Consider the following 25491-nt stretch of genomic DNA (forward strand, 5'->3'; position numbering starts at 1 on the left):
CGATCACCGCGTTGTGATCTTGAACCCCGAGGTCCTGGTGATCGGCGCTGGTCCAGCGGCGCTCTGCATCGCTGCAGCCCTTCTGGAGCGTGGTGTGAGGGTCGCGGGTGTCGCTCCCTCCTCACCGGAGGCCCCCTGGCAGAACACCTACGGCATCTGGGGGCCGGAGGTGGATGCCTTGGGGATGGCCCATTTGTTGGGCCACCGCTGGAGCCAGACCAGCAGCTATTTCGGAGAAGAGCTGGGGACTGAGCCCCTGGTCCATGGCATCGATTACGGGCTCTTTGACAAGGCGGCGCTGCAGCGTCACTGGCTGTCCCCTTGCCAAGCGGCTGGTGTTCCCTGGACCTGCGCTGCGGTGGTGTCGATCGAGCACCACGACCAGGGCTCGATCGTGATGACGGATCAAGGAGAGCGGTTGGAGGCCCGGTTGGTGATCGATTGCAGCGGGCATCAGACCCCGTTTCTCAATCGCCCGGATGAAGGTCCGGTGGCGGGTCAGGCGGCCTACGGGATTGTCGGTCGCTTCTCCAAGCCCCCTGTGGAGCCCGGCCAATTTGTCTTGATGGATTACCGCTGCGATCACCTCAGTGAGGCTGAGCGGCGCTGTGGTCCGCCAACTTTCCTCTACGCGATGGACTTCGGCGAAGGGCGCTTTTTTGTCGAGGAAACCTCCTTGGCCTTGGCCCCGGCAGTTCCCTACGACGTGCTGAAAGCGCGTCTGCTGAAACGGCTCGCCCACCGAGGCGTTGAGGTGCTGGCGGTGGAGGAGGAGGAGTTTTGTCTCTTCCCGATGAACATGCCCCTACCGGATTTGGATCAGCAGTTGCTGGCCTTCGGTGGCGGCGCCACCTTGGTTCACCCCGCCTCCGGCTACATGGTCGGCTCCCTGCTGCGTCGGGCACCCGCGCTGGCCCAGGCCATCGCCGATGGACTGGCCGATGCCAACCTCCCTTCGCCGTCCCTGGCCCGGGCGGCTTGGCAAGCGCTTTGGCCGTTGGAGCTGCAACGCAAACATGCCCTGTATCGCTTTGGCCTCGAGAAACTGATGCGCTATCCCGAAGGGGAGCTCAGGCAGTTTTTCGCCACTTTTTTTGCCCTGCCTCGGGAGCAGTGGTACGGCTTCTTGACCAATACCTTGTCCCTGCCGGCCTTGGTTGGCGCGATGCTCCGTCTGTTCTCTGTTGCCCCCTGGAGTGTCCGCTGGGGTTTGATGCAGCAGCAGGGGCGCGAGTTGCCGTTGCTGCTGCGGCTGATTAAGCCGTAGCGCCAGCGCAGGAGCTCCCTTGGCCTGCGGTGCAGCCGAAGCAGTGGTTTCCCCAACGGATCGGTTGGAGCATCCATTGCTTCAGGTTGATCGAGCGAATCGTGGCTCCCCCGCGCAGCGGTAGATCCAACATCTGATTGAAGTCGCAGTCGTAGAGGGAGCCATCGGCGGCGACCGAGAGGGTGTCGCGGCACATCAATCCGGAGAGTGCGCCGGGATTGAAGGCACCCTGCAGCAGCTTCAGATAACAGTTGACATGTCCGTCGGCCTGCAGCTGCTGCAGGAATCGGGCGATCGGCATGTTGTTGAGCCCGATCAGTCGATCGAAGGTGACACCGGCTTTCTCTTGCAGGTCCTGTTTCCAGCGCGCCTCGTCGCAGGGGGTGAGCTGTTGCAATTGGGTGCCGCAGGGATTGCTCATCAAGGTGAGCTGCCGCTCAGGTTGCCCTTGGCCGTAGCCGTTGGCATTCAGACGTTTCAGGGCTTCGATGGAGGCCTCCCAGGTGCCATCTCCCCGTTGGGCATCGGTGCTGCTCTCCTCCGGCTGGGGAAGGCTGGCGACAATTTCGACCTGGTGCTCCGCCAGAAAGCTCACGAGATCGGACAGGGCCGGCAGGAGCAAGACCGTCAGGTTGCAGCGGTCGATCACATGGCAACCCCGTTGGCGGGCGGCACGGATCAAATCACGAAAGCGGGGGTGCAGTTCGGGGGCACCACCGGTGAGGTCCAGCACCTCGGGTTCCAGTCTTTCGATGGCTTCGATGCAGGCCTCGACGACCGCATCGCCCATTTGAGTGTGGCCTTGGTGGGGGCCGGCATCGACATGGCAGTGGGAGCACTGCATGTTGCAGAGCTTCCCCAGATTCAGTTGCAGCACCCGCAACCGGCTGCGCTCGGGCGTGGCGGCTTCGTGGCTGCTCAAGGTGGGCAGGAAGGCCAGCTCTTGCGGGAGCGCAGCGTTGAGCAAATCCTGCTGGGCCTTGGGCTCCAGCAGGGATGGACGGGGATCGCTCATGGGGTGGGAAGCCGGGCCCAGTCGGCGGCGTTGATCAGGGGGAACAGGCCGTCTTCCTGTTGGACGGCCACCAGCCAACCCTCGGGCAGAGGCGTATTGGTGTTGATGGCTTCGATCAGGCGCCAGAAGCGCTCGAGATGGCGCTCAATCCGTTCCTTGGCCAGTTCTGTCGTGGTCCCGGCCCGGAGGATGAAGCTCCAGTCTGAGCTTTGGGCGAGCAGCAATTCCCGGCCTGCCTGCTGCAGCCATTCCCTGGCCTGTTCGCTGCCGACCCCGCGGCTGACGCGATCCACCATCGCCCTGGAAGCCCGGTTCCACTCGGGGATCACCCAGGCATTGCTCTCGTTGAGCCAATAGGTGTGATAACCCCCTTGCCCCCAGCTGGAGGGGGAGGGTTGGCAGAGCTGCAGGGCATCGCCTCGACTGAGGGTCTCCCGCAGGGTGGCCAGATCGACGCCCTGGTGTGGCGCTTGCCGGAACAGCTCCGCAAGGAACTGGGGGCCTTCGAACCACCAATGGCCGAAGAGCTCGGCATCAAAGGGGGCCACGAGGAGGGGACGGCGTTCCATCGAGCTGCTGAGCTCCTGCAGCTGCTGTGCCCGGCCTTCGAGAAAGTGCTGCACATCGCGCCGCACTGTTTGTGCCGCCTGCTCGGGTTCGTAGGCCTGCTTGCCTTCGAGGTTGCAGTCCCGCCCGGTGACGCGATGGAGCTTCAGCCCCAGGGGGCGCGGGCTGGTGATTCCCTGTTGTTGGAGTTCGTCCTGGGGCAGATCCCAGCCAAGATCTCTATGGAATTCCCGGTAGCTGGGATCGCCGGGGTAGCCCTCCCGGGCACTCCAAACGGGCAGGGTGGATTCGCTGTCACGGCCAAAGAAGGCCATCCCACCGGGGCTGCAGATCGGTGCATAGACCCCATAGCGCGGCCGCGGTTGTCCGTGCAGCAGTCCGTGGGCATCCAGGATCGCGTAGCGCAAGCCACAGCTGACCAGCAGCCGATCGAGTCCTTCGTAGTAGGCGCACTCCGGAAGCCAAATCCCCAGTGGCCGCACGCCGAGCAGGCGTTCGTGCTCGCGCACGGCGGTGAGCAGCTGAGCGCGAACGGCTTCTGGGCAGTCCCGCAGCAGCGGCAGGTAGCCGTGGGTGGCCCCGCAGGTGAGCAGATCGAGAACCCCTCGCTGCTGTAACGCCTGAAACCGAGGCAGAAGGTTGCCTTTCGCCTCGCTCCAGGCCTGCTGCGCCCGCTGGAGTTGCAGCGTTAAACCGGCAGCTGCCGCCGCATGGCCAGCTGGTGCCTGTCGCAGGAGTTTTTGACGCACCTCGAGCCAGGGGCCAAAGCGCTGGCTCAGGACCGGATTGCTCAGTAGGGAGAGCAGTGTGGGCGAGAGCCCCATGGTCAGTCGCGGACGCTGCGTGGGGTCAGCGGCTGCGGTCTCCAGGGTGTCCAGCAGAGGCAGGTAGCACTCCAGAAGGGCCTGGAAATACCAGTCCTCCTCCAGCGAGCCCGGTGCGCTGGAGTGCACGTAGGGCAGATGCGCGTGGAGAACCAGCGCTAGATCGCCAGCGTTAGCGGGTCCTGCGGCCAACGCATCTGCTCAGAGTGTGGGGACTTTAGGTGCAACTTCTAGGCTCAACGGAACGAAGGGGTGCCCATGCAGCTGGCTCTGGCGGTGGATGGCCACAGCATGTTTTACGTGCAGCAAAAACTTGGTTGGTTTTTTGATCCCCGTCGGCTGCTGGAGTACGCCACGGCGCAATCCGATGTGGAGTTGGGTGCAGCCTTTTGGTACACGGGCCTGAAGGACGCGACGGACCAGCGGCCGTTCCGTGATGCCCTGACCAGCTTGGGCTTCACGGTTCGCACCAAGCCCCTGCGGGAGGTTGGCCATGACTCGGATCAGCGCCAGTTCGCGCGCGCCAATTTGGACGTGGAGATCGCCATTGACCTGATGGCGGTGGCCCATCGAATTGATGAGGTCTGGGTGATGAGCGGGAGCCGGGATCTGGAGCGTCTGCTCGAGGTGTTGCGATTCCGGGGCTTGAAGGTGGTGTTGATGAGCACCGAGGGCATGGTCCCCCGGGAATTGCGCAATGCGGCCGATCGCTTCGTCGACCTCTCCAGCCTGAAGCCGCAGCTGGAGAAGACCGACGCTCACTGAAGCGGCTGAGCCGCATCCCGGCCCTCCCGACTAGAGTGGGGGCTAACTCATAACCATTCCGACTTGTAGCCGCCATGGCCCGCGATCCCGGCCGGGTATTGATCTTCGACACCACCCTGCGTGATGGGGAGCAGTCCCCTGGGGCCAGCCTCAACCTGGAGGAGAAGCTGGCGATCGCCCAGCAGCTGTCCCGGCTTGGCGTCGACATCATCGAGGCCGGTTTCCCTTTTGCGAGTCCAGGTGACTTCAATGCGGTGCAGCGCATTGCCCAGACGGTGGGAACCCCTGAGGGCCCGGTGATCTGTGGGCTGGCCCGGGCGGCCAAGGGGGACATCAAGGCCTGCGCCGATGCGGTCGCGCCGGCTGCCCATCGCCGGATCCACACCTTTATTGCGACCAGCGACATCCACCTGGAGCACAAGCTCCGTAAAAGTCGCGCTGAGGTCCTGAGCATTGCCGGGGAGATGGTGGCCTATGCCCGCTCCCTGGTGGATGACATTGAGTTCTCCTGCGAGGACGCCGGCCGCTCTGACCCGGATTTCATGTATCAGGTGATCGAGGCGGCGATCGCCGCTGGGGCCACCACGATCAATATTCCCGACACCGTCGGCTACACCACGCCCTCGGAATTTGGCGCCTTAATCGATGGGATCAACCGCAATGTCCCGAACATCGATCAGGCGGTGATCTCGGTCCACGGCCACAACGATCTGGGCTTGGCTGTTGCCAACTTCCTCGAGGCAGTGAAAAACGGAGCCCGCCAGCTCGAGTGCACGATTAACGGCATTGGGGAACGGGCCGGCAACGCGTCTCTCGAAGAGCTGGTGATGGCGATGCACGTGCGCCGCAGCTACTTCAATCCCTTCCTTGGCCGCGAGGCCAGCAGCAGCGAACCCCTCACCGGCATCCGCACCGAGGAGATCTACAAAACCTCCCGGCTGGTGAGCAACCTCACCGGCATGGCGGTGCAGCCCAACAAAGCCATCGTTGGTGCCAACGCCTTCGCCCACGAGAGCGGCATCCACCAGGACGGGGTTCTCAAGAACCGTCTGACCTACGAAATCATCGACGCCCGCACCATCGGTCTGGCCGATAACCGCATTTCCCTGGGCAAGCTCAGCGGCCGCAGTGCGTTCCGCGCACGGCTAGAGGAGCTCGGCTACAACCTCGAGCGCGAGGACCTCGACGATGCCTTTGCCCGCTTTAAGGAGCTGGCGGACCGCAAGCGTGAGATTTCCGACCGCGATCTCGAAGCGATCGTCAGTGAGCAGGTTCAGCAGCAAGACCAGGCGACCTACAGCTTGAAGTTGGTGCAGGTCAGCACCGGCACCAGCCTGCAACCCACGGCCACGGTCACCCTGGTGAACAGTGATGGTGCGGAGCTCACCGAAGCCGCCATTGGCACGGGCCCGGTGGATGCGGTCTGTCAGGCCCTCAATCAGCTGGCCCGCGTCCCGAATGAACTGGTGGAGTTCTCCGTGAAGTCCGTCACCGAAGGGATCGATGCCATGGGTGAGGTCACCATTCGTTTGCGTGCCGAAGGTGTGCTGTATTCCGGCCATGCCGCGGATACCGACATCGTCGTGGCGTCCGCTCAGGCCTTCGTGAATGCCCTCAATCGTCTGGTGGCCGGTCACCAGCGCTCACCTCTCCATCCCCAGAAAGCCCCCTTGCCGGTGGGTGATATGGCTCCAGCCGATCGCCCTCGCCTCTGATGGCTCAGCCCATCAGCGGCCGTAGGCGGCCTGTCCTGCTGCATGGCCTGCAGTTGATCACATTGCTGCTGATTGCGGTGGCGATGCTGGTGCCCCTGCTCTGGCTGGTCAGCACCTCCTTGAAGGGACCGGCGGAAGACATTTTCACCAGTCCTCCGGCGCTCTTCCCGAGCCAACCCAGCCTCGAGGCCTACCTGAGGTTGTTTGAGGACAGCCCGATGTGGGGCTACATCCTCAACAGCACGATCGTCAGCGGTTGCGCGGTCTTCGCCAACCTGCTGTTTTGCTCACTGGCGGCCTATCCCTTGGCGCGGATGCGCTTCGCCGGGCGGGGATTGGTGCTGGCCCTTGTGGTGGCCACGATCCTGATTCCCTTTCAGGTGGTGATGATTCCGCTCTATCTCCTGATGGTGCAGCTAGGGCTGCGCAACACCCTCTGGGCCTTGATCATTCCCCAGGCCGCCACAGCCTTTGGAATCTTTCTGCTGCGGCAGAGTTTTGCAGGGGTGCCAGTGGAGCTCGAGGAAGCGGCTCGGATCGATGGCTGCAGTCGCCTCGGCGAGTGGTGGAACGTCATGATTCCGGCGGCCAAGGCCGATTTGATCACCCTGGCGATGTTTGTGTTCATCGGCACCTGGAGTGATTTCCTCTGGCCGCTGGTGATCCTGGATGACCGGAACCTCTACACCCTGCCCTTGGGTCTGCAGCAATTGGCCAGCAGCTTCTCCTTGGATTGGCGCCTGGTTGCCGCCGGGGCCGTCGTGTCAATCGTGCCCGTCTTGGTGCTGTTTATCGGGCTCCAACGCTTCATCCTCCCGAGTGCCACTGGGGATGCGGTCAAGGGCTGACTAGGTCAAGGCCAAGAGCCCGCGTTGGAGGCGCTGGAGTGCCTCGGCGAGGTCCTCGCCGCTGAGCGTGCCGTAGCTCAGGCGCAGGCAGGCGCCCTTCAGTCCAAAGCTGCTGCCGCTGGCCAGGGCCACTTGGTGCTCGCGGATGAGGCGCTCCATCAGTTGGTCTGTGCTCAGGGCGCACTGCACCTGGACCAGGGCGTAGAAGGCTCCTTCCGGTGGGCAGAGCAGACGGCCGGGCTGCTGCCCGTTGAAGGCTTGGAGGACCTGCTCTCGCCGTTCGGCCAGGCCCCCGATCTGTTCTTTGCACCACTGCGCTCCGGCGCCCAAAGCGGCCCGGGCGGCCCATTGGTTCAGCTTGGGCGGACCGATCAGGGAGGTGTCTTGAACTTTGGTCAGCGCTGACATCAGCCCTGGCGGGACCACGGCCCAGCCGATGCGATAGCCCGCCATGCCATGGCTTTTGGAGAGGGAACCCAGGCTGATGGTGTGACTGCCGCTGCCGCTGGCGGCACCGGGACTCCAGGGACGCTCGCCGCCGTAGTGAAACAGGCCATAGGCCTCGTCACTGATGTGGATCAGACCGCGGCGGGCGCAGAGCTGGTTGATGGCCTCCAGCACGGGCCTTGGAAAGATGGCCCCGCTGGGATTGTTGGGTGAGACCGTCACGATCGCCCGAGTCCGCTCGGTGATGGCTTGCTCCAGCTGATCAGGATCGGGGATCACCCCGGCTTCAATCGCCTTTGGAATCCCGCCGGCGATGCGGACCGCCATCTCGTGATTGAAGTAGTAGGGGATGGGAAGAATGACCTCGTCCCCTGGATCACAGAGGGCCTGCACCACCGCCTGAAAGGCCATGTTGCTGCCGGCGGTGATCAGGATCTCGCTCGCGCTGCAGTCGATCTGGTGCTGTTGCTCGAGCCAGTGCTGCAGCTCGATCCGCAGCTCCGGGTCACCGGCAACCGGTCCATAGCGGTGCAGGTCGGGATCGCTGCAAAGCGCAGCCTGAATGGCCTCGATGACCTCCGCTGGCGGTGCCCATGGAGCGACCCCTTGCCCCAGGGACAGGGTGCCGGGGTTGGCCGCGATCAGTTTGGCCATCACGGGGATGACCGGCGTCTGAATCTGATCGAAGCGCTTGGCGCTGGTCATCCCTGCGTTTAGGGCAGTTGGGGGAGTGCCGGCAGGGGCCGCGAGGGCCTCAGCCCAGGCTCGCCGGATTCATAGGGAAACAGCGATGGACGGGCGCGCTGCAGATCTCTCAGGGTCTGCACTTGGCTGCTGAGGCTTTGGACCTTCTGCTCAATGCCTTCCAGCGCTTGCAGGCGCTCCACCGTGGAGCGGAGCTGCTCTTCGAGGGCGTTGGTGCGTTCCAGGTCGTTGGCGTTTTCGATGGTTTGCACCTTGTCCTGCAGCTGCTGAACCCGTTGGCCCTGTTCACGGGTCTGCTGCAGCACCACCACAAACAGCACGGCCAGGAGACCCGTCAGCCCTGCACCAAGCAGGCGCATCCATTGGGGGAGGGGGGGAGCCATGCCAGTGCACGCGTCTTGGGCAAGTTTGCTGCTCGATGCGCCCTTTGACGAGGGCTGGCTTCCGTTAGACCGGTTGCAGGACTTCCCGGAACGAAGAGTCTTGTCGCTACAGCAGTTTGATGCCTTTTTGGAGTTCGCCCGCTCGAAGCCGGAATGGGCCGCACGGCTGAAGGCGCCCATGGATCTCAGCGAGCTGCTCCGCTGGGCGGCGGAGTGCCAATTTGAGGTCGAAGAGTCCGATGTGATCGCGGCCATGGTGCGCGAGGACGATCAGCTCAGCGATGCCGAGCTTCAGCAGCGCGCTGGCGTGGAGGCAAGGAAATTACGCAACTTCATCCCTGGTTGAGTTGAGCGGCCATGCATTCCACTCCTGAGCGGGTTTGCGATTACCCCAGGCCTCCAGCCCTGCAGGCCTCAAGCGAGCACATCGTGGTGCGGGCGTTCGGGACGCTCTTGGCGGAGACCCAGGCGAGTTATCGCGTCCTGGAAACCTTTCACCCACCGACCTATTACTTGCCCCCTGAGGCTTTTGCTAAGGGGGCTTTGGTGCCGGCCGGGGGGCGCAGCTTTTGCGAGTGGAAGGGGATCGCGCACTACTTCGACATCGTCCTGGGTGATCGCTGTTTGCCCAAGGCGGCCTGGAGCTACGCGCAACCTTCCCCCAGCTTTGCCCCCATCGCCAATTGGATTGCGCTCTATCCCGCCTTGATGGAGGGTTGTTGGGTTGACGGGGAGCTGGTGACTCCTCAGCCCGGCGGGTTCTACGGCGGCTGGATCACTTCAAGGGTGGAAGGCCCGTTCAAGGGGGACCCAAGCCATCCCGAGTTGATTTAGGCCGAGCAGGCGTGGTCGCCAAGCATCCGGCAGCCGATTTGGATCACGCCTTCATCGAGCAGGCGACCGAGCTTGAGGGCCATGGCTTCCTCTTGCCTGTCGAATTGACTTTGTTTGGTCGCGATCCAGGCAATTTCCTCAGCGGTGATCACACCGGTCGAGACACTCTCCAGGAAAACTTCGCCAACGATCATGGTGAACGCCTTTCTCTGGCTTGACGCTAGGGAGCTGGATTGATGTTGCCTGAGTGTGCAATGTCTCTTCATGCACACCATCCCCCTTGGTGAGTGTGGTTTCGCCCGCTATCTTTTTTGCAACCGAATCTCTATTCAATGCTCACCGGATCTGATCTTCTCTCCAAGGTCAAAGAGCTGGGTGATGTCAGCAAGTCTGATCTTGTGCGCTCCTGTGGATATGTGAGCAACAAGAAGGATGGTTCTGAGCGTCTGAACTTCACTGCCTTCTATGAGGCACTTCTGGAGGCCAAGGGTCTGAGCATTGGCGGTGGCAGCGGCGGCGGCACCGGCAAGGGCGGTCGCAAGCTCAGCTATGTCGCCACGGTCCAGGGCAATGGCAACCTGCTGGTTGGCAAGGCGTACACCGCTCTGCTGGGCTTGGAGCCCGGTGATGAGTTTGAGATCAAGCTCGGCCGAAAGCAAATCAAATTGAGCCCCGCCGGTGCTGAAGCTGAAGAGGAGTGATCGCTCTCTTCATCGCTTGGATTCCAGGCTGGACCGCTTCTGTGGTCCAGCTTTTTTTGTGCGCGTTTATTCGTAGGCTCAGCGCATCTGAGCGCCCGTGGCTGTGACCTTTTTTGAGTTGCTCTGGAAGGGAGAAAACTGCGGTGATGCCGGTGATCTAGAGGAGGCGCTGGTCAATTTCCAAGAGTTCAGGCCGAAGCATCTGAGCTGGCAGGAGGTGTGCGCTGATCCCGCGATCAACCCCACCATTTGTCGCTATGGCTCCTTTGAGGCCTTCCTCGACAACGAAGACGCTTTGGAGACGATTCATCCCACGGCAGACATGCTCGAGCGGTTCCGTCCACAGGAGGAGCCGGAACCGCCTGAAGGCGAGACCTAAATGGCACCGAGGCGTTGATGGACCCTTTCCTTCCGCAATCTGAGCAGGGCGCTCCGGGCTGGGGCCCGGAGGTCATCGTGATCCATCCGCCCAGTTTTGATGCCGTTCAAGAGGCGATTACAGCCTTGCGGGATCAGGCCACGGTGGTGGTCAACTTGAGCACCTTGCCCGAAAACCAATTGCAGCGTGCCGTTGATTTTTTGGCGGGAGCAGCCGTGGCTCTGGATGCCCAGCAGGTTCGACTTGGCGAGCGGGTCTTTCTCTATGCCCCCCACTACGTCCAGTTGAACCGGGCTTGACCCGAGTCCGCTCGCCGGCAGACAGTGAGTTGATGCAGGTGTTCGACCTCGATCTCTCTGGCTTTGAGCCGGTCAATCATCTTTGGCCCCGGTTGGTGGAGCGACTTGGCAGCGACAGTTCCGCCCGTGCTGTCCGCCAGGCGTTGGATCTGTTTGGGATGCGCGGCTCCCCAGGCTTGATGCCAGCTCTGCTGGTGGAAACCTGCGGTGTGGCCTTGGTGGATCGCCAACAATTGCGCAGGGTGACGGGCCTGCCTGTGGCTGTCGATGGGGATCAACTGGTGCTGATTAGTCGACGTGCCAACGAGCTGCAGCTGCTCCAGTGGAGCGCTTGAGCCTCAGAAGCTGCAGGTGGGCTTGAGTCCCGGCACTGTGAATTCCATGAACCAGAGGTACTCGCGGCTGCGCCAGCCGAGATCAAAGGGTTCTGTGCTTTTCCACTCCTCTGGGGTGAGGTTGTAGGCCGCCTCGAGAAATCCAGGGACCAGCGCTTCGACGGCCTCTTGGCCCTCTTCACCCTCCTCAAACAGGCGATCGGTGTAGATCACGGCGAAGATCTCGTGCTCTTCATCGCAGATCACGACCTCAAAGCCGCTGCCGCCGTAGCTAGGGAGGGTGTTTAGCTCGAAGTATTCGTCGCGCTCGAGGGGATCCTCGGGGGCCTGCTCGAGCAGGGCGGCCAGCGCCTGTTTGAACGAATCGAGTGCCATGGCCCGGCTAGTACTAGGGCCAGTGTGGCCATGGTCGAGCGTTCGTGCCTCCGTTGTTCGATCCCGCTTGGCTGGTGCATGCCGACCCGGCGCTGCTGGTGCTGGAGAAGCCCAGCGGTCTGTTGTCTCAGCCTGGCCTCGGCCCCGACTTGTCCGACTCCTTCATCACGGCGGTGCAGTCCCAGTGGCCTGAAGCACGCCTGGTTCATCGCCTCGATCGAGACACCTCCGGCCTGATGGTGGTGGCCCGATCGGCCGTGGTCCATCGGCACTTGAGCGTGGCCTTTGCCGATCGCCTGGTGGAGAAGCGCTATGTGGCCGATGTCTCTGGCGTGCCAGCCCATCAGGAGGGGTGGATCGACCATCCCATTGCCAAACGGCAACACAGGCCGCCGCTCTACGGCATCGATCCTTCTGGAAAACCCTGCCGGACGGGATGGCAGCTGTTGGATCAGCATCCGGGCTGCAGTCGACTGGCGTTGCAGCCGCTGACGGGACGCTCCCATCAGCTTCGCGTGCACCTTCAGGCTTTAGGGCATCCGATCCTTGGTGATCCCCTCTATGGCGTCATGCCGGCGCCGCGGTTGCATTTGCACGCCTGCAGCCTGGGGTTCAGTCATCCCGGCGATGGCCGCTGGATGGCCTTCGAATCCTCGGTTCCGTTTGCTTTGCCCTAGCGGTTGCGAGGCGGGAGACCCGTGCCGAAGCGCAGCAGCTGGCGCCATCTCCGAATGCGCCAGGCCCCTAGGGCGAGGGCGATGCTCACCCCCAGCGCGATGCTTCCCGCGAAGCCAGGACCACTCCAGGCCGCGGTTAGCCCGGCAGCCGCCACCAGGATCCAGCAGATCGGTTGCAGGCGTCTCAGCCGTTGATCGGCGCCGGAGCAACTGCGGCAATGGCGGGTGTGCGCCTCAAATCGCTCCATCAGGGCCTGGCGGTTTTGCCGCGCTGGTAGCGGTTGGCCAGGGAACGGCTCACCGCCGTAGCGATTCACCCAGTCGTGGAGGGCCCTGACATAGAGATCGGCCTGGGTGGGCAGGTGGTAGTGCCGCAGAGCGTCATGCCTGCCGCCCCGCTGCTCGATCACCCGTTCCTGCCAATGCAAGAACAGTTGGTCGTCCTCCAGCACCGTGTGGTTGCCGATGTGCTGGAGCCATTGGGGGCGCAGGCGCAGGAGCCGTCCTGGCCAGGGGGAGCTGAATTGAAAGGGGAAGCGGGCGATCAAGCGGCACTCCCCAGCTCGAGTGGGCACGGCATAGACGACCGTCAGGATGCGGGCAAAGCCTTTGGCCGTGAGGTCATGCCACATCAGGCCTGGGGCCAAGAAGCGGGTGTGCTGGCTTCCGAGCTTTCCCCGTCTGGGGCCCTCCTCCCAGAGGCCGCTAAAGCCATCGCGATCGAATCCCGTCAAGGCGAGGTTGACTGGGGCAGCGTTCTCCCTGCGGCCCACGGTGGCGTGGTGCGTGAAGGGGACATGGCTGGCATCCAGCACGTTCTCCAGCAGGGTGAGGGCATCCATGGGCAGGTCCCGGAAGGTGTCCTGCACGACCCAGCCCGGCTCATCCAGAACCGGTACCAGTGGTAGGGGCTGCTCGCCCGCTTGGGCGCTGGGTCCGCTGAAGACGAACAGCAATCCCTGGGCGGAGGCCGTCGCGTAGGCGCGGCAGCTGCTGCGTCCACTGACGCTGCTGCCGGAGTCCGCCTGGGGCTGCGCTGTGCAACGGCCTGAGCCATCAAAACTCCAGCCGTGATACGGACACTCCAGCTCTCCGGCGGCATTGAGGCGTCCGTCTGAGAGGGGGACGAGCCGGTGGGGGCAGACATCGGCAAAGGCCCGCCACTCGCCTGCCTGGCGGTCGAACCACAGCACCAGGTCTTGACCCACCAGGGTGAAGGGGTTGGGCCGGTCCCGGTTGAGGTCGCGCAGAAACGCCACCGGGAACCAGGCGTTGTGCCAGCGGTTGGAGGTCATTAGGCGCTGAAACTCTTGCGGGCGGGAATCGGATAGGGGATGCGGCGATGGCGCATCCGCCGCCACACCCGTACAAAGGCGCGGACCAACAGTTCCAACTCTGCAGGGGTCAGCCCGCTGCCTGTGAGCTGGCCATCACGCCAGCGGGCCTCGATGATGCTGCGCACGACATCGCGGGCTTGGGCTTCGCTGGTGTCGGGCGGGAGCGAGCGCAGGGCGGCTTCGCAGCCATCGGCCACCATCAAGACAGCCGTTTCTCGGCTTCGTGGGGTTGGGCCGCGGTAGCGGAAGTCCTCCTCACGGGTGTTGGGGTCGCGCCGGCGGGCCTCATGCAGGAAGTAGCCCATCTTCAAGGTGCCCTGGTGCTCCGGGATGAAGTCCGCCAGGGGTTTCGGCAGCCGGTAGCGCTTGGCGAGCTTGAGGCCTTCATCGACGTGGGCCTGCAGGATCCCAGCACTCAGTTGGGGGTCATCGAGTTGATCGTGGGGGTTGTCACCCCCCTCCTGGTTTTCGATGAACCACTGGGGGCCGTGGAGCTTGCCCACGTCGTGATACAGCGCCCCAGTGCGGGTTAAGTCGATATCGGCGCCGATCGAGCGGGCCCCTTCTTCGGCCAGGCCGCAGATCATCAGGGTGTGCTCGAAGGTGCCTGGGGCTTCGCAGGACAGCCGCCGCAGCAGAGGCCGCTCGAGATCGGCCAATTCCATGAGGCGGCTGCGGGTGAGCAGATCAAAAAAGCTCTCGACCATCGGGCCGATCAGGATGACCCCCAGCAGCAGCCCCCCCAGGACGAGGGCTTCACCGGTGAGGTCCGAGCCGATTGGCAGGCCCCCTTCGCGAACGCCTCGGAAGAGCTCCAGCTGCAACAGCAGCCATTCCGCCAGTAGCGCCCCGAGGGGCACCAGCAGCGCCAGTTGCAGAAGCTGAGCGCGGTTGCGTTGGCGATCCGCCAGGACGGCGGTGATCGCGGCCACGGCCGCTGCGATCAAGATCCGTTGGTCAAAGAAGGGAGACAGGGGGAGCGGCCAGAGCAGGCTGGCCATCGCCAGCCAGGCCAGTCCGGCGGTAGTCCCCAGTCCCTGGGCCAGCAGCAGCGTGGGTGGAACCAACAGCGCCAGGGGGCTGGCGGCAGCGCCGAGCCAGAGCTTGAGGCCTTGAACCAGAGCCAGCAGGCCTAGGGCAAGCAGGGCCTGACGGGGCTCCAGGCTGACCCGGCGGTTGCGGATCAGCAGCACCATCACGCTGGAGGCGGCCAAGGCTTCTGCGAAGTGAAGCAACCAGGCGCCAATCAGGGGGCGACGGTTCACCAGCCCGAAGTAATCGAGCACCGCATAGCCCTGCTGGCTGATCGGCTCTCCCTGCCGGGCGATCAGATCCCCTTTGCTCACTTGGATCGTGGGGATCCCCTGCTGGGTCAGGAGCTCCTCCAACATCCGTTGGCTCAGGGCCGCATCAATGCGGAGGTTGGTGCGCCCTTGCAGCGAATTGGCCATGAGGCGTGCCCCCAGGCCCAGCTCCGGCTCGGGCATGCCCTCCAGTTGATGGCGGGCTGCTTTCACCAGCTGCTGGCGTGCCACGTTGCCCACCACCCCTTGGCGCAACATCCGGGATTGGGCTTGGCGCAGCTTCTCTTCCCAGCGCAGCAGCTGACGACGACTCGAACGCTTCAGCCAAGCGCGCTCCGCCGGGAGGATATCGATGGGAGCCAACTGCTCCTGGTCACTCTGAGCCAGGCGGCTGATGGCCTCGAGTTGGCGATCCAACCGAGCCTGGAGGTCCCGGCTTTGCCGCTCATCCACCACCTGGACGTAGGTCCGTAGTCCCAGCTGGGAGCGGCGTTGCTCCAGGGCCTCGGAGTCGACCACCGTGGCCGCTTTTGGCGCCTTGGCCGTGAACGGTGCGGGGATTCCCGGCCGCAGGCTCGGCTCCACCAACCAGGGCCAACTGGAGACCAGCGCCACCACGAGGGCCATCAGAACAACCCCCGCGCTGGCGCCACGCTTCCAAGGGGTGAGGACCTGACGCGGCATCTCCAGCCGCAACAGTTGCTTCCAGAGCCGCTGGAGCCGTTGCCAGAGCTGGTGCACGGTGCTCAGGCGAGTCACGGCGAGGGCATGACAGATCCCCACGCTAGCCCTGCCATTGCATGCTGAGAGGAGATTGCCTGCCCCTCGCCATGGCTCAGCGTCTCGACGGTCGTCAGTTGGCTGCTGCGTTGGAGGAGCGCCTTGAGCGGGTGGTCACCGAGCGCATCGCCCAGGCGGGCCGTCCCCCGGGCTTGGCGGTGCTTCGGGTGGGGGATGACCCGGCGAGCGGTGTCTATGTCGCCAATAAAGAAAAGGCCTGCAGCCGCATTGGTATCACCAACCTGGGCGCCCATCTGCCCGCAGGCACGCCCGCAGCGGAGGTGTTGAGCACCATCCAACGCCTCAATGCCGATCCCGCCGTCGATGGAATCCTGCTGCAGCTCCCCCTCCCGGAGGGGTTGGATGAACGGCCGCTGTTGGCTGCGATCGATCCAGAGAAGGATGCCGATGGGCTGCACACCATGAACCTGGGGCGACTGCTTAAAGGGGAACCCGGACCCCGCAGCTGCACCCCTGCTGGCGTCATGGCTCTGTTGGCGGCCTCCGGTGTGGAGCTGGCCGGCAAGCGGGCCGTGGTGGTGGGCCGCAGCATCCTGGTGGGCCAGCCCATGGCCCTGATGCTGCAGGCCGCCAACGCCACGGTGAGCATTGGCCATTCCCGCACCCAGGACTTGGCGGAACTCACGCGCCAGGCCGATGTCTTGGTGGTGGCTGCGGGTCGTCCTCGGATGATTGGCGCGGAACACGTCAAACCCGGTGCGGTCGTCGTTGATGTCGGCATTCACCGCTTGCCCTCTGAGCCGGGTGCGAAGGCCAAGTTGTGTGGCGATGTGCGCTTTGAAGAGGTGGAGCCGATCGCCAGCGCCATCAGTCCGGTGCCCGGCGGCGTCGGTCCGATGACCGTGACCCTGTTGCTGGTCAATACCATCGCGAGCTGGTGTCAACGCTGCGGTTTGGATCAGCCCTTGGCTGATTTGCTCCCATAGCGGGGCGCGGCCTGAGAGAATCCGCCCGAGCGATGGCCCTGGGCCCTGATCTCCCATGAGCGCGGCGGTGACGACGACTGACAGCACCTCCACGGGGGAGCCTGGCCACTTTGATTTCGCCTCCTACCTGGAGAGATCCCGGAAGCTGGTGGAACAAGCCCTCGATGGTTCCCTTGGACCTGAGCGGCCCGAGAGCCTCCGGGAAGCCATGCGTTATTCACTCCTGGCCGGGGGGAAGCGCCTCCGTCCGATCCTCTGCCTGGCGGCCTGTGAGCTTACCGGCGGTGATACGGCCTTGGCGATGCCGACAGCGGTGGCCCTGGAGATGATCCACACCATGTCGCTGATCCATGACGACCTGCCGGCCATGGACAACGACGACCTGCGACGCGGGCGGCCCACAAACCACAAGGTCTATGGCGAGGCCAACGCCATCTTGGCGGGGGATGCCCTGCTGACTCGGGCCTTCGAGATGGTGGCTCTGCGCAGCCCCGGCGTCCCCGCCGAGCAGTTGCTGAAGGTGGTTGGAGAGCTGTCGTTGGCCTCCGGTGCCCCGGGACTGGTGGGCGGCCAGGTGGTGGATCTGGAATGCGAAGGCAAGGACGTTGATCTCGAGACCCTCGAGTACATCCATCTGCACAAAACCGGAGCGCTGCTGCGCTCCTGCGTGCTGACCGGGGCCTTGATTGCCGGCGCCTCCGACGAACTCCTGGCGGCCCTGACCACCTATGCCCGCGGGATCGGCCTGGCCTTCCAAATCATTGATGACATCCTTGATGTCACCGCCAGCAGCGAGGTGCTGGGTAAGACCGCTGGCAAAGACCTGACTGCAGATAAGACCACGTATCCAAAACTTCTGGGCCTGGAGGAGTCGCGCCAGCGGGCTGATGCGTTGGTGGCGGAAGCCAAGCAAGCGCTGGAGCCGTTTAATCGCAACGGATCGGCTGCCCCCTTGCTGGCCCTGGCGGACTACATCACCAGCCGGGATCGATGAGCGCTCCCTTGGTGGCTCTGTTGGATAACGGGGCCCTCTGGTGGGGACTTGCGGCCTGCGGCACAGCCCAGTTCTCCAAATTGTTGATTGAGTTGGTGGTCCATCGCCGCTGGAACCCCAAGGTGTTGGTGGAGACCGGGGGAATGCCCTCGAGCCATTCAGCGTTGCTCACCGGTACAGCCGCTGGGCTGGGCTGGCAGCAGGGGTTTGATTCCGGACTGTTCGCCCTGGCGGCAACGATGTGTTTTGTGGTCCTCTACGACGCGTCCCATGTCCGCTACTCCGCGGGCTTAACCGCAGCTCGGGTGAATGCCTTGAGTGATTCCACTGAAGCTCTGCCCCCGTTGAAGGAAAAGCTTGGTCACACCCCCTTGGAGGTGCTGATCGGCAGCCTGATGGGCCCCCTGGTCTCCCTGCCTGGGCTGGTGCTGGTGGGCTCTCCCTTAACGCTGGCCCACCACTGGGGCTTGATGGCGATTGGCTGAGGGATCAGGCGAGGGGCTGACCAGAGGCCAGACCGCGGCGGCCGAGGCCTTTGAGCGTTGGCTCAAGGCTCCTTACGACGGCACTCCGTTTGTCCTCAGTGGCTTTGCCGGAACGGGGAAGACCTTTCTCTCCTGTCATCTGCTCGCTTTGGTGGAGCAGAGGGACTGGTGCTGGACCGTGGTGGCGCCCACCCACAAAGCGGTCGGCGTGTTGCGTCAGCAGCTCTCCTGGGCCGACCTTCAGCCCACTTGGTATCCGAGCACGATCCATCGCTTGCTGCGGTTGAAGCTCAAACGCCAAGGGGATCTGGAGCGTTGCGAGGAAACCGAGCAGACCGCTGGATCCCTCGAGAACCTCTCCTTGGTGCTGATCGATGAGGCGTCGATGGTCGATAGCGCGCTGCTTGAGATTGCCCTGCGCTGCGCCCACCCCTTCAAGACCCGTTTGGTGTTTGTTGGGGATCCAGCCCAGCTCCCCCCCGTGGGGGAACCAGAGAGCCCCGTGTTTTCGATGGGCCGCTCCGTCCAGGCCAGCTTGAGCGAGGTGGTGCGCCATCAAGGACCGGTCTTGCAGCTCGCCACTGGATTGCGCAGCGGTGATCTTCCTTGCCGTCAGCCGCCAGCCCTAGGCCTGGTTCGAGATCCCCAGGGTCAAGTGGCGGTTTTGCCCCGTTCCCAGTGGCTGGAGGCAGCCCAGGCGGCTCTCAAGCGGGGGGCGGAGCTCGATAACCCTGATCACGCCAGGATCCTCTGCTACACCAACCGCGCCCTCGAGCAGTTGGTCCCGCTGGCACGGCGTGCCATCCATGGCGAGATGGCCGATCAACTTCCCGTGCTCCCTGGTGAGGTGTTGATGACCCGCTCGGCGGTGATGGCACCGGCCTGCCGGGCTGGGGAAGAGGCCGCGGAGGAGCCCGACATGCTGCTGGGCTCCAACCGCGAATTGGTGGTCCGCGATGTCACTCCTGAGCGTTGCGATCTGGCGGACTTTGGGGTCGGCGTCGGCGATGGTTTAACCCCAGCCGTCATCGACACCCTCAATGCCGAGGTGGAGGCCGGTGAAACCAGGCTGACCCTGCGCCTGCTGCCGCCAGTGGGTAGCGCGGGCCGTCAAATCCTTGATGGCGTGCTCCGCTCCCTGCGCCTCCAGGCCCGGGAGGCAGGAAAGCAGCAGGGCCGCAGCCTCTGGCGTCGCTACTTCCTCGTGCGCGATGCCTTTGCGTCCCTTGGGCCCGCTGCGGTGCTGACGGTGCACCGCAGCCAGGGCAGCACCTTTGGGGAGGTCTTTATCGCCGGTGACGTCTTCTGGCCCAGTGACGACACCCTGCGGCGCCAGTTGGTCTACGTGGCGGTCAGTCGCGCCTCCCAGGCGGTTTGGCTGAGTGCCGACAACCGTCTGGGGAGCACCGGAGCGGCCCAGGATCGCGAGCGCTGGAGCCGTTGGCTAAAGCCCGCTAGCTGAGCTGCAGTCCTTCGATACCTTGCCAGCCGAGGTATCCCGCCAGAACCAAACTCAGTCCGCCCACCAGCAGATCCCCTTTGTTGAAGAGCAGGGTCTTGACCCGCTCCAGCAGGGGGAGCACCTGCTCGCGGCCAATCAGCACCGCCAGGAATGGCAGCAGCAGTGCGGTGCTGCAGGCCAGGGTGAAGGCACCGGTGTACAGCGTCTCTTGCAAGCGGGTTAGGCCTGAGGCCAACAGGGCCGAGGCGGTCTTGGCAAAGAGGAAGAGGTCGTCGGGGCTAATCACCTCTAGAGCGGAGCTCACCCCCAGCAGCAGGGGCAAGGGCATGGCGCAGAAGCGATCGAGCTGCCGGGTCCAGCCGGGGGCCTCAGAACCCTCCTCCTTGCTCTCCAGTAACTCCTTGAGACCGAGGGCCAATAAGGCCCCTGCTGCAAGTAAATCCAGGCCTGTTCTATGGCTGGTGCCTTTCTCCATCGTGAGCAGGAGGCCATGACCCACGGTCAGCATGAGCACCACCAGGGCGGTCACGGTGAGCATCCAGCCCAGCACCAAAAGCCCCCCGCGCCGCAGCGGGTTGGGTCCCAGCAGCAGCAGGAGCAGCAGGCCGATATGGAGAGGGCTGAGGGCGATCCCACTGCCATAGGCCAGTAATTCGGCCCAGAGGGTCCCGTTGGTCATCGGCCAGCGCTAGCGGCGAATTTCGAACCAGTCTTCCTTGAGGGGAGTGAGTTGGCTTTGGCTCACGCTCAGCACCTCGGCACCCCTGGGTCCCCGCTCGCACCAGAGGCGTAATTCGGTGAGTTGATAGGGCTGACCCTCGGCTTGCACCTCCACCGACCCATCGGGGCAATTCCTCACCCATCCGCTGAGGTCGAGGTCCTTGGCCTTGCGGCTACAGCTCTCACGGAAGCCGACGCCCTGGACACGTCCGCGGACCTGCAGCTGCCAGCGCTCGATGCGCAGTGCGCTCTGGCTGGGGTGACGTTGTTCCTGGCGCACCCACTGCCGCACTTTCGCGGTGCGGTTCCCTCGGTTGAGGGGCCGCGTATCGGCGATCAGCCAGCCCGGTGGACCTGACCGACGGCTTGAGCTGTCCTCCTGATTCATCCACCCCCATGCGAAGGCTTGATGTCTTCAAGGTGGCACGGGTTTGGGCTTTCGGCTACAGCGGTCTTCAGGCCAGCAGCACCGGAGCATTCCAGTGGATCAGGGCTCGCTTTTGCCTTTCGTACCCCAGGACGCAGAAGCTGCCTGTCCCAAGGACCAGCTGGGCCCCTCCGGCGGGGCCTTGGCCCAGCCAGCAGCCTGCAAGGCTGCGCAGGATGTGGCCATGGGCGAAGAGCGCCACATTGCAGCTCTCTGCTTGGGCGCTGCTGGCATACTGGCTGGCGCGCTCAATCACCCGTTCGCAGCGCTGCTGCACCTGATCGCTGCTCTCGCCACCGGGACAGGGGTGGCTGAAGACAGTCCATCCGGGGACCTGGACTCGGATTTCGGGGGTGGTCAGCCCTTCATAGTCGCCGTAATCCCATTCCTTCAGATCCGGTTCGATCTGCGCCTGATGGCTCAGCCCGGCTAGCTCGCAGGTGCGTCTGGCCCGTTGCAGCGGGCTGCTCAACACAGCGGCAAAGGTCTGCTTGGCCAGGATTGGTGCGAGTGCGCGTGCTTCCGTTTCGCCTTGGGGCAACAGGGGCAGGTCGGTGTTGCCGGTATGGCGTCCATTGATCGCCCATTCGGTGGCGCCGTGGCGCAGCAGCCAAAGGTGCAGAGAGGCCATCGTTATTCAGCGACCAGGGGTGAGGCTCGGCGGGCGGCGGCAGCAAAGCGCTCTGGGATCGCCGGGCAGCCGCCCCAATGCAGGTGTAGCCAGCTGGCATGGAGCTGGCCATCACCCCAGCCTTCGCTGCGCGACGGACTGCCCCAGCCCTCCAGATCCCAGAGGCTGGTCTCCCTTGGGTTGTCACGATCGAGTTGCCAACGGTGAAACTCGTGGCCCCAGAGCGTCTCGCCCTGGCGAACCACTAAGCCATCGCAACGGGGGGAGGCTTGGCGATAGCCCAGGCTCAGGCTTCCCCGCCGGGCTTGAAAAGGCAGGAGCCCCGCCATCCCGTGCTGGACGCCCTGTTGATCCTCCAGGTCGCTTCCAAGCAGCAACAAGCCACCGCATTCGGCGTAGATCGGGAGACCTGCATCCCGTGCCTGCCGCAGGGCCGCGAGGCTCCGGCTGCTGCTGCTCAGGGTTTTCGCATGCAGTTCTGGATAGCCCCCGGGGAGGATGACGCCATGGCAATCCGGCGGTAGAGGTTCATCGGCTAACGGCGACCAGGTCTCGACGACCAATCCGTTCTGCTCCAGCAGCTCGATCGCCTCGGGGTAGCGGAAGTGAAAGGCGGCGTCGCTGGCCAGAGCAACCTTGACGGGGGTGCCTGCTCGAGCCGGTGTTGCTGGTGTTGGATCGCCTGGGGCAGGCGCGTTCAGTAGGGGCCAGAGCCGTTCGAGATCGAGATGGTTTTGGGCCAGCTCCGCCCAGGCCTCCAGGCGCTTCTGGACATCCTCGAGTTCATGGGCCGGTAGGAGCCCCAGGTGCCTGGAGGGCAGCTCCAGGCTGGTGTGCCTTGGCAGGGCCCCGAGAACTGGCATGGCAATCGAGGCCAGGGCCTCCCGCAGCAACGCCTCGTGGCGGGGACTCCCCACCCCGTTGAGGACCACCCCAGCGATGGTCAAGCTCGGGTCGTGGTCCCGGAAGCCCCGCACCAAAGCGGCCAAGGATCCTGCTTGCCTGCTGGCCTCCACCACCAGCACCACGGGCAGTTGCAGCATTGAGGCCACGTGGGCCGAGCTGCCCTCGCTTGAGGGCCCCTTGCCATCGAAGAGCCCCATCACCCCCTCGACTAGGCAGAGGTCGCTTTGACTGCCATGACGCTGGAAGGTTTGCTGCAGCCAGGGGCCTCCACAGAGCAAGGCGTCGAGGTTCCGGCACGCCCGGCCACTGGCCAGGGACAACAGCTGGGGGTCCAGGTAGTCCGGCCCCACCTTGAAGGTCTGCAGGCTGAGGCCGCGGCGGCGCGCCAGGGCGGCGAGGGCGAGGCTCACCAGGGTCTTGCCGCTGCCGCTGGCAGGAGCGGCAATCAGGCAGGGCATGGGGCTTCCTAACTGGGCAGCAGCTTGGCAGCTAGGGCGACGGCCGCAGCCATCAGCGGGTTGGTGCTGTCATGGCCCCCCCCGAGCAAGCGGGCCATTTCCATCTCCTCGCTTTCATTGGGCAGAGGAACGACATCCTCGGCCAGTTCCATCGAGGCGACACCACCGGCCTCAAGGCGCATGCAGCCTCCCGATTCCGAGCAGAGGATCACGCAGAGGGGAGAGCGATTGGGCGGGGCACAGATCAACCGCAGGCCGACCAGGGCCCCGGGATGGACCTTGCTCACCCCGACGGGGACCGGCATCAGCCGGAATTGAACGCTTTGACCATCGGAGCGCTGGAATTCAGCACCGATTCCACGCTCTTCTGGGCCTGTGCCCTCAACCCAGAAGCTGCTTACGAGATGCCATCCGAGTCGATCGGCAATCCAGGCGGCCAGCAGGAGGCCTTTCACTGGATGCTGGCCTTCGACATCAATGTCGAGTTGAACCACTTGGTCGAGGGCTTTTTGGCGGCTCGGGGGGTCGAAGACCATCGCCAACGACTCCCTCCAGGTCCGCAGCCGTAACCAGTTCAGGTCATTGACTGCTTGTCCCAGGGCAATGCGCTGGGCGAGCAGATCAATGCAGCGTCTGGGCTCGCCGATGGAGCTGTCCACCACCAAACGGCGTGGCACCGTCGCGAGGCCCTCCAGCAGCTCAGGCGATTCATCCATGCTCCCGTTCCACCAGACCCAGCAGGGCAGGTCGGAGGGGATGAGCTCCTGGAGCATCGACAGGCCTTGGGACATGGCGCCCATGCCCCCGCGCAGGACCACAACATCACCGCAGGCATCGTTGTTCGTGCCGCGCTCTTCTGGCAGAGGGCAATACGCCGCCACCATGGATTGCAACTGTTGATCCTCGGCCAAGGTGGGGGCCAGGGTGATCAGGCGTCTGGGTTGGTGGGCGCTGATGGCGCGGTCGACGAATTGTCCCCGCAGATCCTCAAAGCGGTGCGCACCGGGCTGTTGTCCCAGGGCCCAGGCCAACTGGGGAGCAGTCGGTGCCGTGCCAGTGGGAAGACCCAGCTCACTGCTGGCCCGCCGGGCGGCCTCGAGCAGCTCATCATTGAGGAGTCCGCTCAGGGGGCCGTCCGCACGGCCGGTGCGAATCAGTTGCTGCTGCAGCCAGGAGGGCTCCCAAACCACCAGGGTGAAGGTGGAGGCACCGTTGGAGTCCTGGAGGTGGTCACTCCAGAGCCGGTTGAGATAGGCCGGGACCTCCTGGGGAGACATTTCGATCGGGGCCTGGAGGGTGAGTTGGGGAGCCATGGGGATCGCTGAAGAACAGAACGTCGAAGTGCGCTGGGATTACGGGCGTCGCCACATCAGTCCGTCCTCGGCCAGCAGTGAATCGGAGGCGGCAGGGCCCCAGGTCCGGGCTTCATAGGGATAGACCGGAAGGCGGGCTGGGGCGTCCTCGATGAGTTCCAGCAGAGGGGTGTAGAGCCGCCAAGCTGCCTCCACCTCGTCGCTGCGGGTAAAGAGCGTTGGATCGCCGAGCATCGCGTCGGCGAGTAGGCGGACATAGCCCTCATCGGAGGGTTCACCAAAGCTTTCGTCGTAGCTGAAGTGCATGTCGACGGGCCGGCTGCGCATTCCCGATCCGGGCGCTTTGACGTCAAAGACAAAGCCAGCCCCTTCATCCGGTTGGATCCGCAGCACCAGTTGATTGGCGGTTGGGGTGCCTCCCGCCGCATCAAAGAGCTGAACCGGGGCCTTGCGGAAGGTCAGCACGACTTCGGAGAGACGTTTCGGGAGACGTTTGCCTGTGCGGAGGTAGAAGGGCACCCCTTGCCAGCGCCAGTTGTCGATGAAGAGCTTCATCGCCACATAGGTCTCGGTGGTGCTCTCTGGGTTCACCCCCGGCTCCTGGCGGTAGCCGGCTAACGGGCTGGCGGGGCTGCCGCCGCGGCTGTACTGACCGCGCACGCAGCATTTCCAGGGTTCGTCCTCATAGGCAAGCCTGGCGGCTTGGAGCACCTTCGCCTTTTCGTTGCGGATGGCCTCCGGGTCGAAACGGCCCGGTGCCTCCATGGTGGTCAGGGCGAGCATCTGGGTGAGGTGGTTTTGAACCATGTCCCGAAGGGCCCCACTGGTTTCGTAGTAGCCGGCCCGCTCCTCGACGCCGACGGTTTCCGCCGCCGTGATCTGAACGCTGGAGATGTAGTTCCGGTTCCAGATCGGCTCGAAGATGGCGTTGGCAAAGCGCAAGACCAGGATGTTCTGAACGGTCTCTTTGCCCAGGTAGTGGTCGATGCGGAAGATCTGGGACTCTTGGCCGCAGCTTTGAACGACCCGGTTCAGGCTTTGTGCACTGCTGTAGTCGGTCCCGAACGGTTTTTCGATCACCACCCGGCTGCGGCTGGGGTCCTGGAGCAGGCCAGCATTGGCGAGCGCCCGGCAACCACTGCCGTAGAAGGCTGGTGAAACCGAGAGATAGAAGGTGCGGTTGCCGCGGGTTGCCTTGAGCCGATCGAGGGTCTCCAGCCGTGACCCCAACTTCACGACGTCCTCGTCCTTTTGCAGGTCGACTGGCTCGTAGAACAGGCAACCGCTGAATTGTTCCCAGGCGCTTTGGTGTTGCTGGATCTCGCTGGCCATCGCCTCGGCCATGCGCGCTCGAAAGTCCTCATCACTCCAGGGCCGTCGCGCGCAGCCGAGGATCGCGAATTCACTCGGCAGTCGACGTTGCCTGAAGAGCTCGAACAGTGCTGGGATCAATTTGCGATGGGTGAGGTCACCGCTCGCGCCGAAGATCACCAGGCACTGGGGTGAGATGACGCGCTCTTGTCGAAGGCCTACCCGCAGAGGGTTTGTTTGTTGGGCCGGCATGGGCAATGCGCGCGTGCCCATGGTTTAA

The 25491-nt window shown here is 64.1% G+C and carries 29 protein-coding genes; 15 read left to right on the forward strand and 14 right to left on the reverse strand.

Features of this window, described 5'->3' with window-relative positions; translation table 11 throughout:
* Positions 1 to 19 precede the first annotated feature (19 nt).
* Positions 20 to 1267: a lycopene beta cyclase gene (gene crtL / locus ACLM42_RS02310; protein WP_415399606.1), complete on the forward strand. Its 1248-nt coding sequence runs from the start codon at positions 20 to 22 to the stop codon at positions 1265 to 1267.
* Here crtL and arsS read toward each other — a convergent pair.
* Positions 1257 to 2282, reverse strand: a complete 1026-nt coding sequence (arsS, locus tag ACLM42_RS02315) for an arsenosugar biosynthesis radical SAM (seleno)protein ArsS (RefSeq protein WP_415399607.1) — start codon at positions 2280 to 2282, stop codon at positions 1257 to 1259. The genes crtL and arsS overlap by 11 nt on opposite strands.
* The gene (locus ACLM42_RS02320) at positions 2279 to 3865 is read right to left on the reverse strand and encodes a glycoside hydrolase family 57 protein (protein ID WP_415399608.1); all 1587 of its coding nucleotides are present in this window, start codon (positions 3863 to 3865) and stop codon (positions 2279 to 2281) included. Before ACLM42_RS02320 ends, arsS begins: the two co-directional genes overlap by 4 nt.
* Before the next feature lie 66 nt (positions 3866 to 3931).
* On the opposite strand from ACLM42_RS02320, the gene ACLM42_RS02325 reads away from it, so the two are divergent.
* The 3 genes from ACLM42_RS02325 to ACLM42_RS02335 all read left to right on the forward strand — a co-directional run bounded on the left by ACLM42_RS02325 (position 3932) and on the right by ACLM42_RS02335 (position 7001).
* The gene (locus ACLM42_RS02325; protein ID WP_247911515.1) at positions 3932 to 4438 is read left to right on the forward strand and encodes an NYN domain-containing protein; all 507 of its coding nucleotides are present in this window, start codon (positions 3932 to 3934) and stop codon (positions 4436 to 4438) included.
* A gap of 74 nt (positions 4439 to 4512) precedes the next feature.
* Entirely contained in the window at positions 4513 to 6153 is a 1641-nt protein-coding gene (locus ACLM42_RS02330) for a 2-isopropylmalate synthase (RefSeq protein ID WP_415399609.1), read from the forward strand.
* Positions 6153 to 7001 (forward strand): carbohydrate ABC transporter permease, encoded by an 849-nt coding sequence (locus ACLM42_RS02335; RefSeq protein WP_415399610.1) that lies wholly within the window; start codon positions 6153 to 6155, stop codon positions 6999 to 7001. Before ACLM42_RS02330 ends, ACLM42_RS02335 begins: the two co-directional genes overlap by 1 nt.
* Here the strand turns inward: ACLM42_RS02335 and ACLM42_RS02340 are convergent, their stop codons facing one another.
* Positions 7002 to 8153 carry an aminotransferase class I/II-fold pyridoxal phosphate-dependent enzyme gene (locus tag ACLM42_RS02340; RefSeq protein ID WP_415399611.1) on the reverse strand — a complete coding sequence of 384 codons (1152 nt, stop codon included), beginning with the start codon at positions 8151 to 8153 and terminating at the stop codon, positions 7002 to 7004.
* 8 nt (positions 8154 to 8161) lie between these two features.
* On the reverse strand, positions 8162 to 8536 hold the full coding sequence (locus ACLM42_RS02345) for a hypothetical protein (protein ID WP_415399612.1): 375 nt from the start codon (positions 8534 to 8536) through the stop codon (positions 8162 to 8164).
* A gap of 100 nt (positions 8537 to 8636) precedes the next feature.
* Between ACLM42_RS02345 and ACLM42_RS02350 the strand changes: the two genes are divergently transcribed.
* Both ACLM42_RS02350 and ACLM42_RS02355 read left to right on the forward strand, forming a co-directional pair.
* A complete protein-coding gene (locus ACLM42_RS02350) occupies positions 8637 to 8882 on the forward strand; it encodes a Nif11-like leader peptide family RiPP precursor (protein WP_247911510.1) in 246 nt (81 codons plus the stop codon).
* Between the two features lie 11 nt (positions 8883 to 8893).
* Complete coding sequence (locus tag ACLM42_RS02355; protein ID WP_415399613.1) at positions 8894 to 9370, forward strand: DUF427 domain-containing protein; 477 nt, start codon at positions 8894 to 8896, stop codon at positions 9368 to 9370.
* Here the strand turns inward: ACLM42_RS02355 and ACLM42_RS02360 are convergent.
* Positions 9367 to 9564 carry a hypothetical protein gene (locus ACLM42_RS02360; RefSeq protein ID WP_247911508.1) on the reverse strand — a complete coding sequence of 66 codons (198 nt, stop codon included), beginning with the start codon at positions 9562 to 9564 and terminating at the stop codon, positions 9367 to 9369. The genes ACLM42_RS02355 and ACLM42_RS02360 overlap by 4 nt on opposite strands.
* A gap of 138 nt (positions 9565 to 9702) precedes the next feature.
* Here ACLM42_RS02360 and ACLM42_RS02365 point away from each other — a divergent pair, with 138 nt between their 5' ends.
* The 4 genes from ACLM42_RS02365 to ACLM42_RS02380 all read left to right on the forward strand — a co-directional run bounded on the left by ACLM42_RS02365 (position 9703) and on the right by ACLM42_RS02380 (position 11084).
* Complete coding sequence (locus tag ACLM42_RS02365; protein ID WP_247911507.1) at positions 9703 to 10071, forward strand: AbrB family transcriptional regulator; 369 nt, start codon at positions 9703 to 9705, stop codon at positions 10069 to 10071.
* Between the two features lie 97 nt (positions 10072 to 10168).
* Positions 10169 to 10450: a hypothetical protein gene (locus ACLM42_RS02370; RefSeq protein WP_415399614.1), complete on the forward strand. Its 282-nt coding sequence runs from the start codon at positions 10169 to 10171 to the stop codon at positions 10448 to 10450.
* Positions 10451 to 10467: 17 nt separating this feature from the next.
* Entirely contained in the window at positions 10468 to 10749 is a 282-nt protein-coding gene (locus ACLM42_RS02375) for a cell division protein SepF (protein WP_247911506.1), read from the forward strand.
* A 32-nt stretch (positions 10750 to 10781) separates the two neighbouring features.
* A complete protein-coding gene (locus ACLM42_RS02380; protein ID WP_247911505.1) occupies positions 10782 to 11084 on the forward strand; it encodes a hypothetical protein in 303 nt (100 codons plus the stop codon).
* A gap of 3 nt (positions 11085 to 11087) precedes the next feature.
* On the opposite strand, the gene ACLM42_RS02385 is transcribed toward ACLM42_RS02380, so the two are convergent.
* Positions 11088 to 11459: a hypothetical protein gene (locus ACLM42_RS02385; RefSeq protein ID WP_415399615.1), complete on the reverse strand. Its 372-nt coding sequence runs from the start codon at positions 11457 to 11459 to the stop codon at positions 11088 to 11090.
* A gap of 44 nt (positions 11460 to 11503) precedes the next feature.
* Between ACLM42_RS02385 and ACLM42_RS02390 the strand changes: the two genes are divergently transcribed.
* Positions 11504 to 12136, forward strand: a complete 633-nt coding sequence (locus ACLM42_RS02390) for an RluA family pseudouridine synthase (RefSeq protein ID WP_415399616.1) — start codon at positions 11504 to 11506, stop codon at positions 12134 to 12136.
* On the opposite strand, the gene ACLM42_RS02395 is transcribed toward ACLM42_RS02390, so the two are convergent.
* Together ACLM42_RS02395 and ACLM42_RS02400 are read right to left on the reverse strand one after the other, a co-directional pair.
* Positions 12133 to 13431 (reverse strand): Rieske 2Fe-2S domain-containing protein, encoded by a 1299-nt coding sequence (locus tag ACLM42_RS02395; protein WP_415399617.1) that lies wholly within the window; start codon positions 13429 to 13431, stop codon positions 12133 to 12135. The two genes, ACLM42_RS02390 and ACLM42_RS02395, sit on opposite strands and share 4 nt — an antisense overlap.
* Positions 13431 to 15461, reverse strand: coding sequence for an HDIG domain-containing metalloprotein (locus ACLM42_RS02400; RefSeq protein WP_415400112.1), 2031 nt, complete (start codon positions 15459 to 15461; stop codon positions 13431 to 13433). Before ACLM42_RS02400 ends, ACLM42_RS02395 begins: the two co-directional genes overlap by 1 nt.
* 146 nt (positions 15462 to 15607) lie before the next feature.
* Here ACLM42_RS02400 and folD point away from each other — a divergent pair, with 146 nt between their 5' ends.
* The 4 genes from folD to ACLM42_RS02420 are packed head-to-tail and all read left to right on the forward strand — an operon-like array spanning position 15608 to position 19445.
* Positions 15608 to 16504, forward strand: coding sequence for a bifunctional methylenetetrahydrofolate dehydrogenase/methenyltetrahydrofolate cyclohydrolase FolD (gene folD / locus ACLM42_RS02405; RefSeq protein WP_415399618.1), 897 nt, complete (start codon positions 15608 to 15610; stop codon positions 16502 to 16504).
* 55 nt (positions 16505 to 16559) lie between these two features.
* Entirely contained in the window at positions 16560 to 17498 is a 939-nt protein-coding gene (gene crtE / locus ACLM42_RS02410) for a geranylgeranyl diphosphate synthase CrtE (protein WP_415399619.1), read from the forward strand.
* Complete coding sequence (locus tag ACLM42_RS02415; RefSeq protein WP_247911500.1) at positions 17495 to 17983, forward strand: divergent PAP2 family protein; 489 nt, start codon at positions 17495 to 17497, stop codon at positions 17981 to 17983. Before crtE ends, ACLM42_RS02415 begins: the two co-directional genes overlap by 4 nt.
* Complete coding sequence (locus ACLM42_RS02420) at positions 17976 to 19445, forward strand: ATP-dependent DNA helicase (RefSeq protein ID WP_415399620.1); 1470 nt, start codon at positions 17976 to 17978, stop codon at positions 19443 to 19445. The genes ACLM42_RS02415 and ACLM42_RS02420 overlap by 8 nt, the downstream gene beginning before the upstream one ends.
* On the opposite strand, the gene ACLM42_RS02425 is transcribed toward ACLM42_RS02420, so the two are convergent.
* The 6 genes from ACLM42_RS02425 to zwf all read right to left on the reverse strand — a co-directional run bounded on the left by ACLM42_RS02425 (position 19438) and on the right by zwf (position 25463).
* A complete protein-coding gene (locus tag ACLM42_RS02425; protein WP_247911498.1) occupies positions 19438 to 20124 on the reverse strand; it encodes a GAP family protein in 687 nt (228 codons plus the stop codon). The genes ACLM42_RS02420 and ACLM42_RS02425 overlap by 8 nt on opposite strands.
* A 9-nt stretch (positions 20125 to 20133) precedes the next feature.
* Positions 20134 to 20553, reverse strand: coding sequence for an acylphosphatase (locus ACLM42_RS02430; RefSeq protein ID WP_247911497.1), 420 nt, complete (start codon positions 20551 to 20553; stop codon positions 20134 to 20136).
* Between the two features lie 67 nt (positions 20554 to 20620).
* Positions 20621 to 21223, reverse strand: a complete 603-nt coding sequence (locus ACLM42_RS02435; RefSeq protein ID WP_415399621.1) for a histidine phosphatase family protein — start codon at positions 21221 to 21223, stop codon at positions 20621 to 20623.
* A 2-nt stretch (positions 21224 to 21225) separates the two neighbouring features.
* The gene (locus tag ACLM42_RS02440; RefSeq protein WP_415399622.1) at positions 21226 to 22587 is read right to left on the reverse strand and encodes a cobyrinate a,c-diamide synthase; all 1362 of its coding nucleotides are present in this window, start codon (positions 22585 to 22587) and stop codon (positions 21226 to 21228) included.
* An 8-nt stretch (positions 22588 to 22595) separates the two neighbouring features.
* Positions 22596 to 23900: a glucose-6-phosphate dehydrogenase assembly protein OpcA gene (locus ACLM42_RS02445; protein ID WP_415399623.1), complete on the reverse strand. Its 1305-nt coding sequence runs from the start codon at positions 23898 to 23900 to the stop codon at positions 22596 to 22598.
* Between the two features lie 39 nt (positions 23901 to 23939).
* A complete protein-coding gene (gene zwf / locus ACLM42_RS02450) occupies positions 23940 to 25463 on the reverse strand; it encodes a glucose-6-phosphate dehydrogenase (RefSeq protein WP_415400113.1) in 1524 nt (507 codons plus the stop codon).
* Positions 25464 to 25491: the final 28 nt, after the last annotated feature.

This window comes from Synechococcus sp. W4D4 (assembly GCF_047716805.1).
Classification (GTDB): Bacteria; Cyanobacteriota; Cyanobacteriia; order PCC-6307; family Cyanobiaceae; genus Vulcanococcus.

Bases quoted from the DNA above. Each gene is read 5' to 3' on its own strand.
- arsS (WP_415399607.1), bottom strand. From the start codon at position 2,282: ATGAGCGATCCCCGTCCATCCCTGCTGGAGCCCAAGGCCCAGCAGGAT.
- ACLM42_RS02325 (WP_247911515.1), top strand. From the start codon at position 3,932: ATGCAGCTGGCTCTGGCGGTGGATGGCCACAGCATGTTTTACGTGCAG.
- ACLM42_RS02330 (WP_415399609.1), top strand. From the start codon at position 4,513: ATGGCCCGCGATCCCGGCCGGGTATTGATCTTCGACACCACCCTGCGT.
- ACLM42_RS02335 (WP_415399610.1), top strand. From the start codon at position 6,153: ATGGCTCAGCCCATCAGCGGCCGTAGGCGGCCTGTCCTGCTGCATGGC.
- ACLM42_RS02340 (WP_415399611.1), bottom strand. From the start codon at position 8,153: ATGACCAGCGCCAAGCGCTTCGATCAGATTCAGACGCCGGTCATCCCC.
- ACLM42_RS02345 (WP_415399612.1), bottom strand. From the start codon at position 8,536: ATGGCTCCCCCCCTCCCCCAATGGATGCGCCTGCTTGGTGCAGGGCTG.
- ACLM42_RS02355 (WP_415399613.1), top strand. From the start codon at position 8,894: ATGCATTCCACTCCTGAGCGGGTTTGCGATTACCCCAGGCCTCCAGCC.
- ACLM42_RS02360 (WP_247911508.1), bottom strand. From the start codon at position 9,564: ATGATCGTTGGCGAAGTTTTCCTGGAGAGTGTCTCGACCGGTGTGATC.
- ACLM42_RS02365 (WP_247911507.1), top strand. From the start codon at position 9,703: ATGCTCACCGGATCTGATCTTCTCTCCAAGGTCAAAGAGCTGGGTGAT.
- ACLM42_RS02375 (WP_247911506.1), top strand. From the start codon at position 10,468: ATGGACCCTTTCCTTCCGCAATCTGAGCAGGGCGCTCCGGGCTGGGGC.
- ACLM42_RS02380 (WP_247911505.1), top strand. From the start codon at position 10,782: ATGCAGGTGTTCGACCTCGATCTCTCTGGCTTTGAGCCGGTCAATCAT.
- ACLM42_RS02385 (WP_415399615.1), bottom strand. From the start codon at position 11,459: ATGGCACTCGATTCGTTCAAACAGGCGCTGGCCGCCCTGCTCGAGCAG.
- ACLM42_RS02395 (WP_415399617.1), bottom strand. From the start codon at position 13,431: ATGACCTCCAACCGCTGGCACAACGCCTGGTTCCCGGTGGCGTTTCTG.
- ACLM42_RS02400 (WP_415400112.1), bottom strand. From the start codon at position 15,461: ATGCCGCGTCAGGTCCTCACCCCTTGGAAGCGTGGCGCCAGCGCGGGG.
- folD (WP_415399618.1), top strand. From the start codon at position 15,608: ATGGCTCAGCGTCTCGACGGTCGTCAGTTGGCTGCTGCGTTGGAGGAG.
- crtE (WP_415399619.1), top strand. From the start codon at position 16,560: ATGAGCGCGGCGGTGACGACGACTGACAGCACCTCCACGGGGGAGCCT.
- ACLM42_RS02415 (WP_247911500.1), top strand. From the start codon at position 17,495: ATGAGCGCTCCCTTGGTGGCTCTGTTGGATAACGGGGCCCTCTGGTGG.
- ACLM42_RS02425 (WP_247911498.1), bottom strand. From the start codon at position 20,124: ATGACCAACGGGACCCTCTGGGCCGAATTACTGGCCTATGGCAGTGGG.
- ACLM42_RS02430 (WP_247911497.1), bottom strand. From the start codon at position 20,553: ATGAATCAGGAGGACAGCTCAAGCCGTCGGTCAGGTCCACCGGGCTGG.
- ACLM42_RS02435 (WP_415399621.1), bottom strand. From the start codon at position 21,223: ATGGCCTCTCTGCACCTTTGGCTGCTGCGCCACGGCGCCACCGAATGG.
- ACLM42_RS02440 (WP_415399622.1), bottom strand. From the start codon at position 22,587: ATGCCCTGCCTGATTGCCGCTCCTGCCAGCGGCAGCGGCAAGACCCTG.
- ACLM42_RS02445 (WP_415399623.1), bottom strand. From the start codon at position 23,900: ATGGCTCCCCAACTCACCCTCCAGGCCCCGATCGAAATGTCTCCCCAG.
- zwf (WP_415400113.1), bottom strand. From the start codon at position 25,463: ATGCCGGCCCAACAAACAAACCCTCTGCGGGTAGGCCTTCGACAAGAG.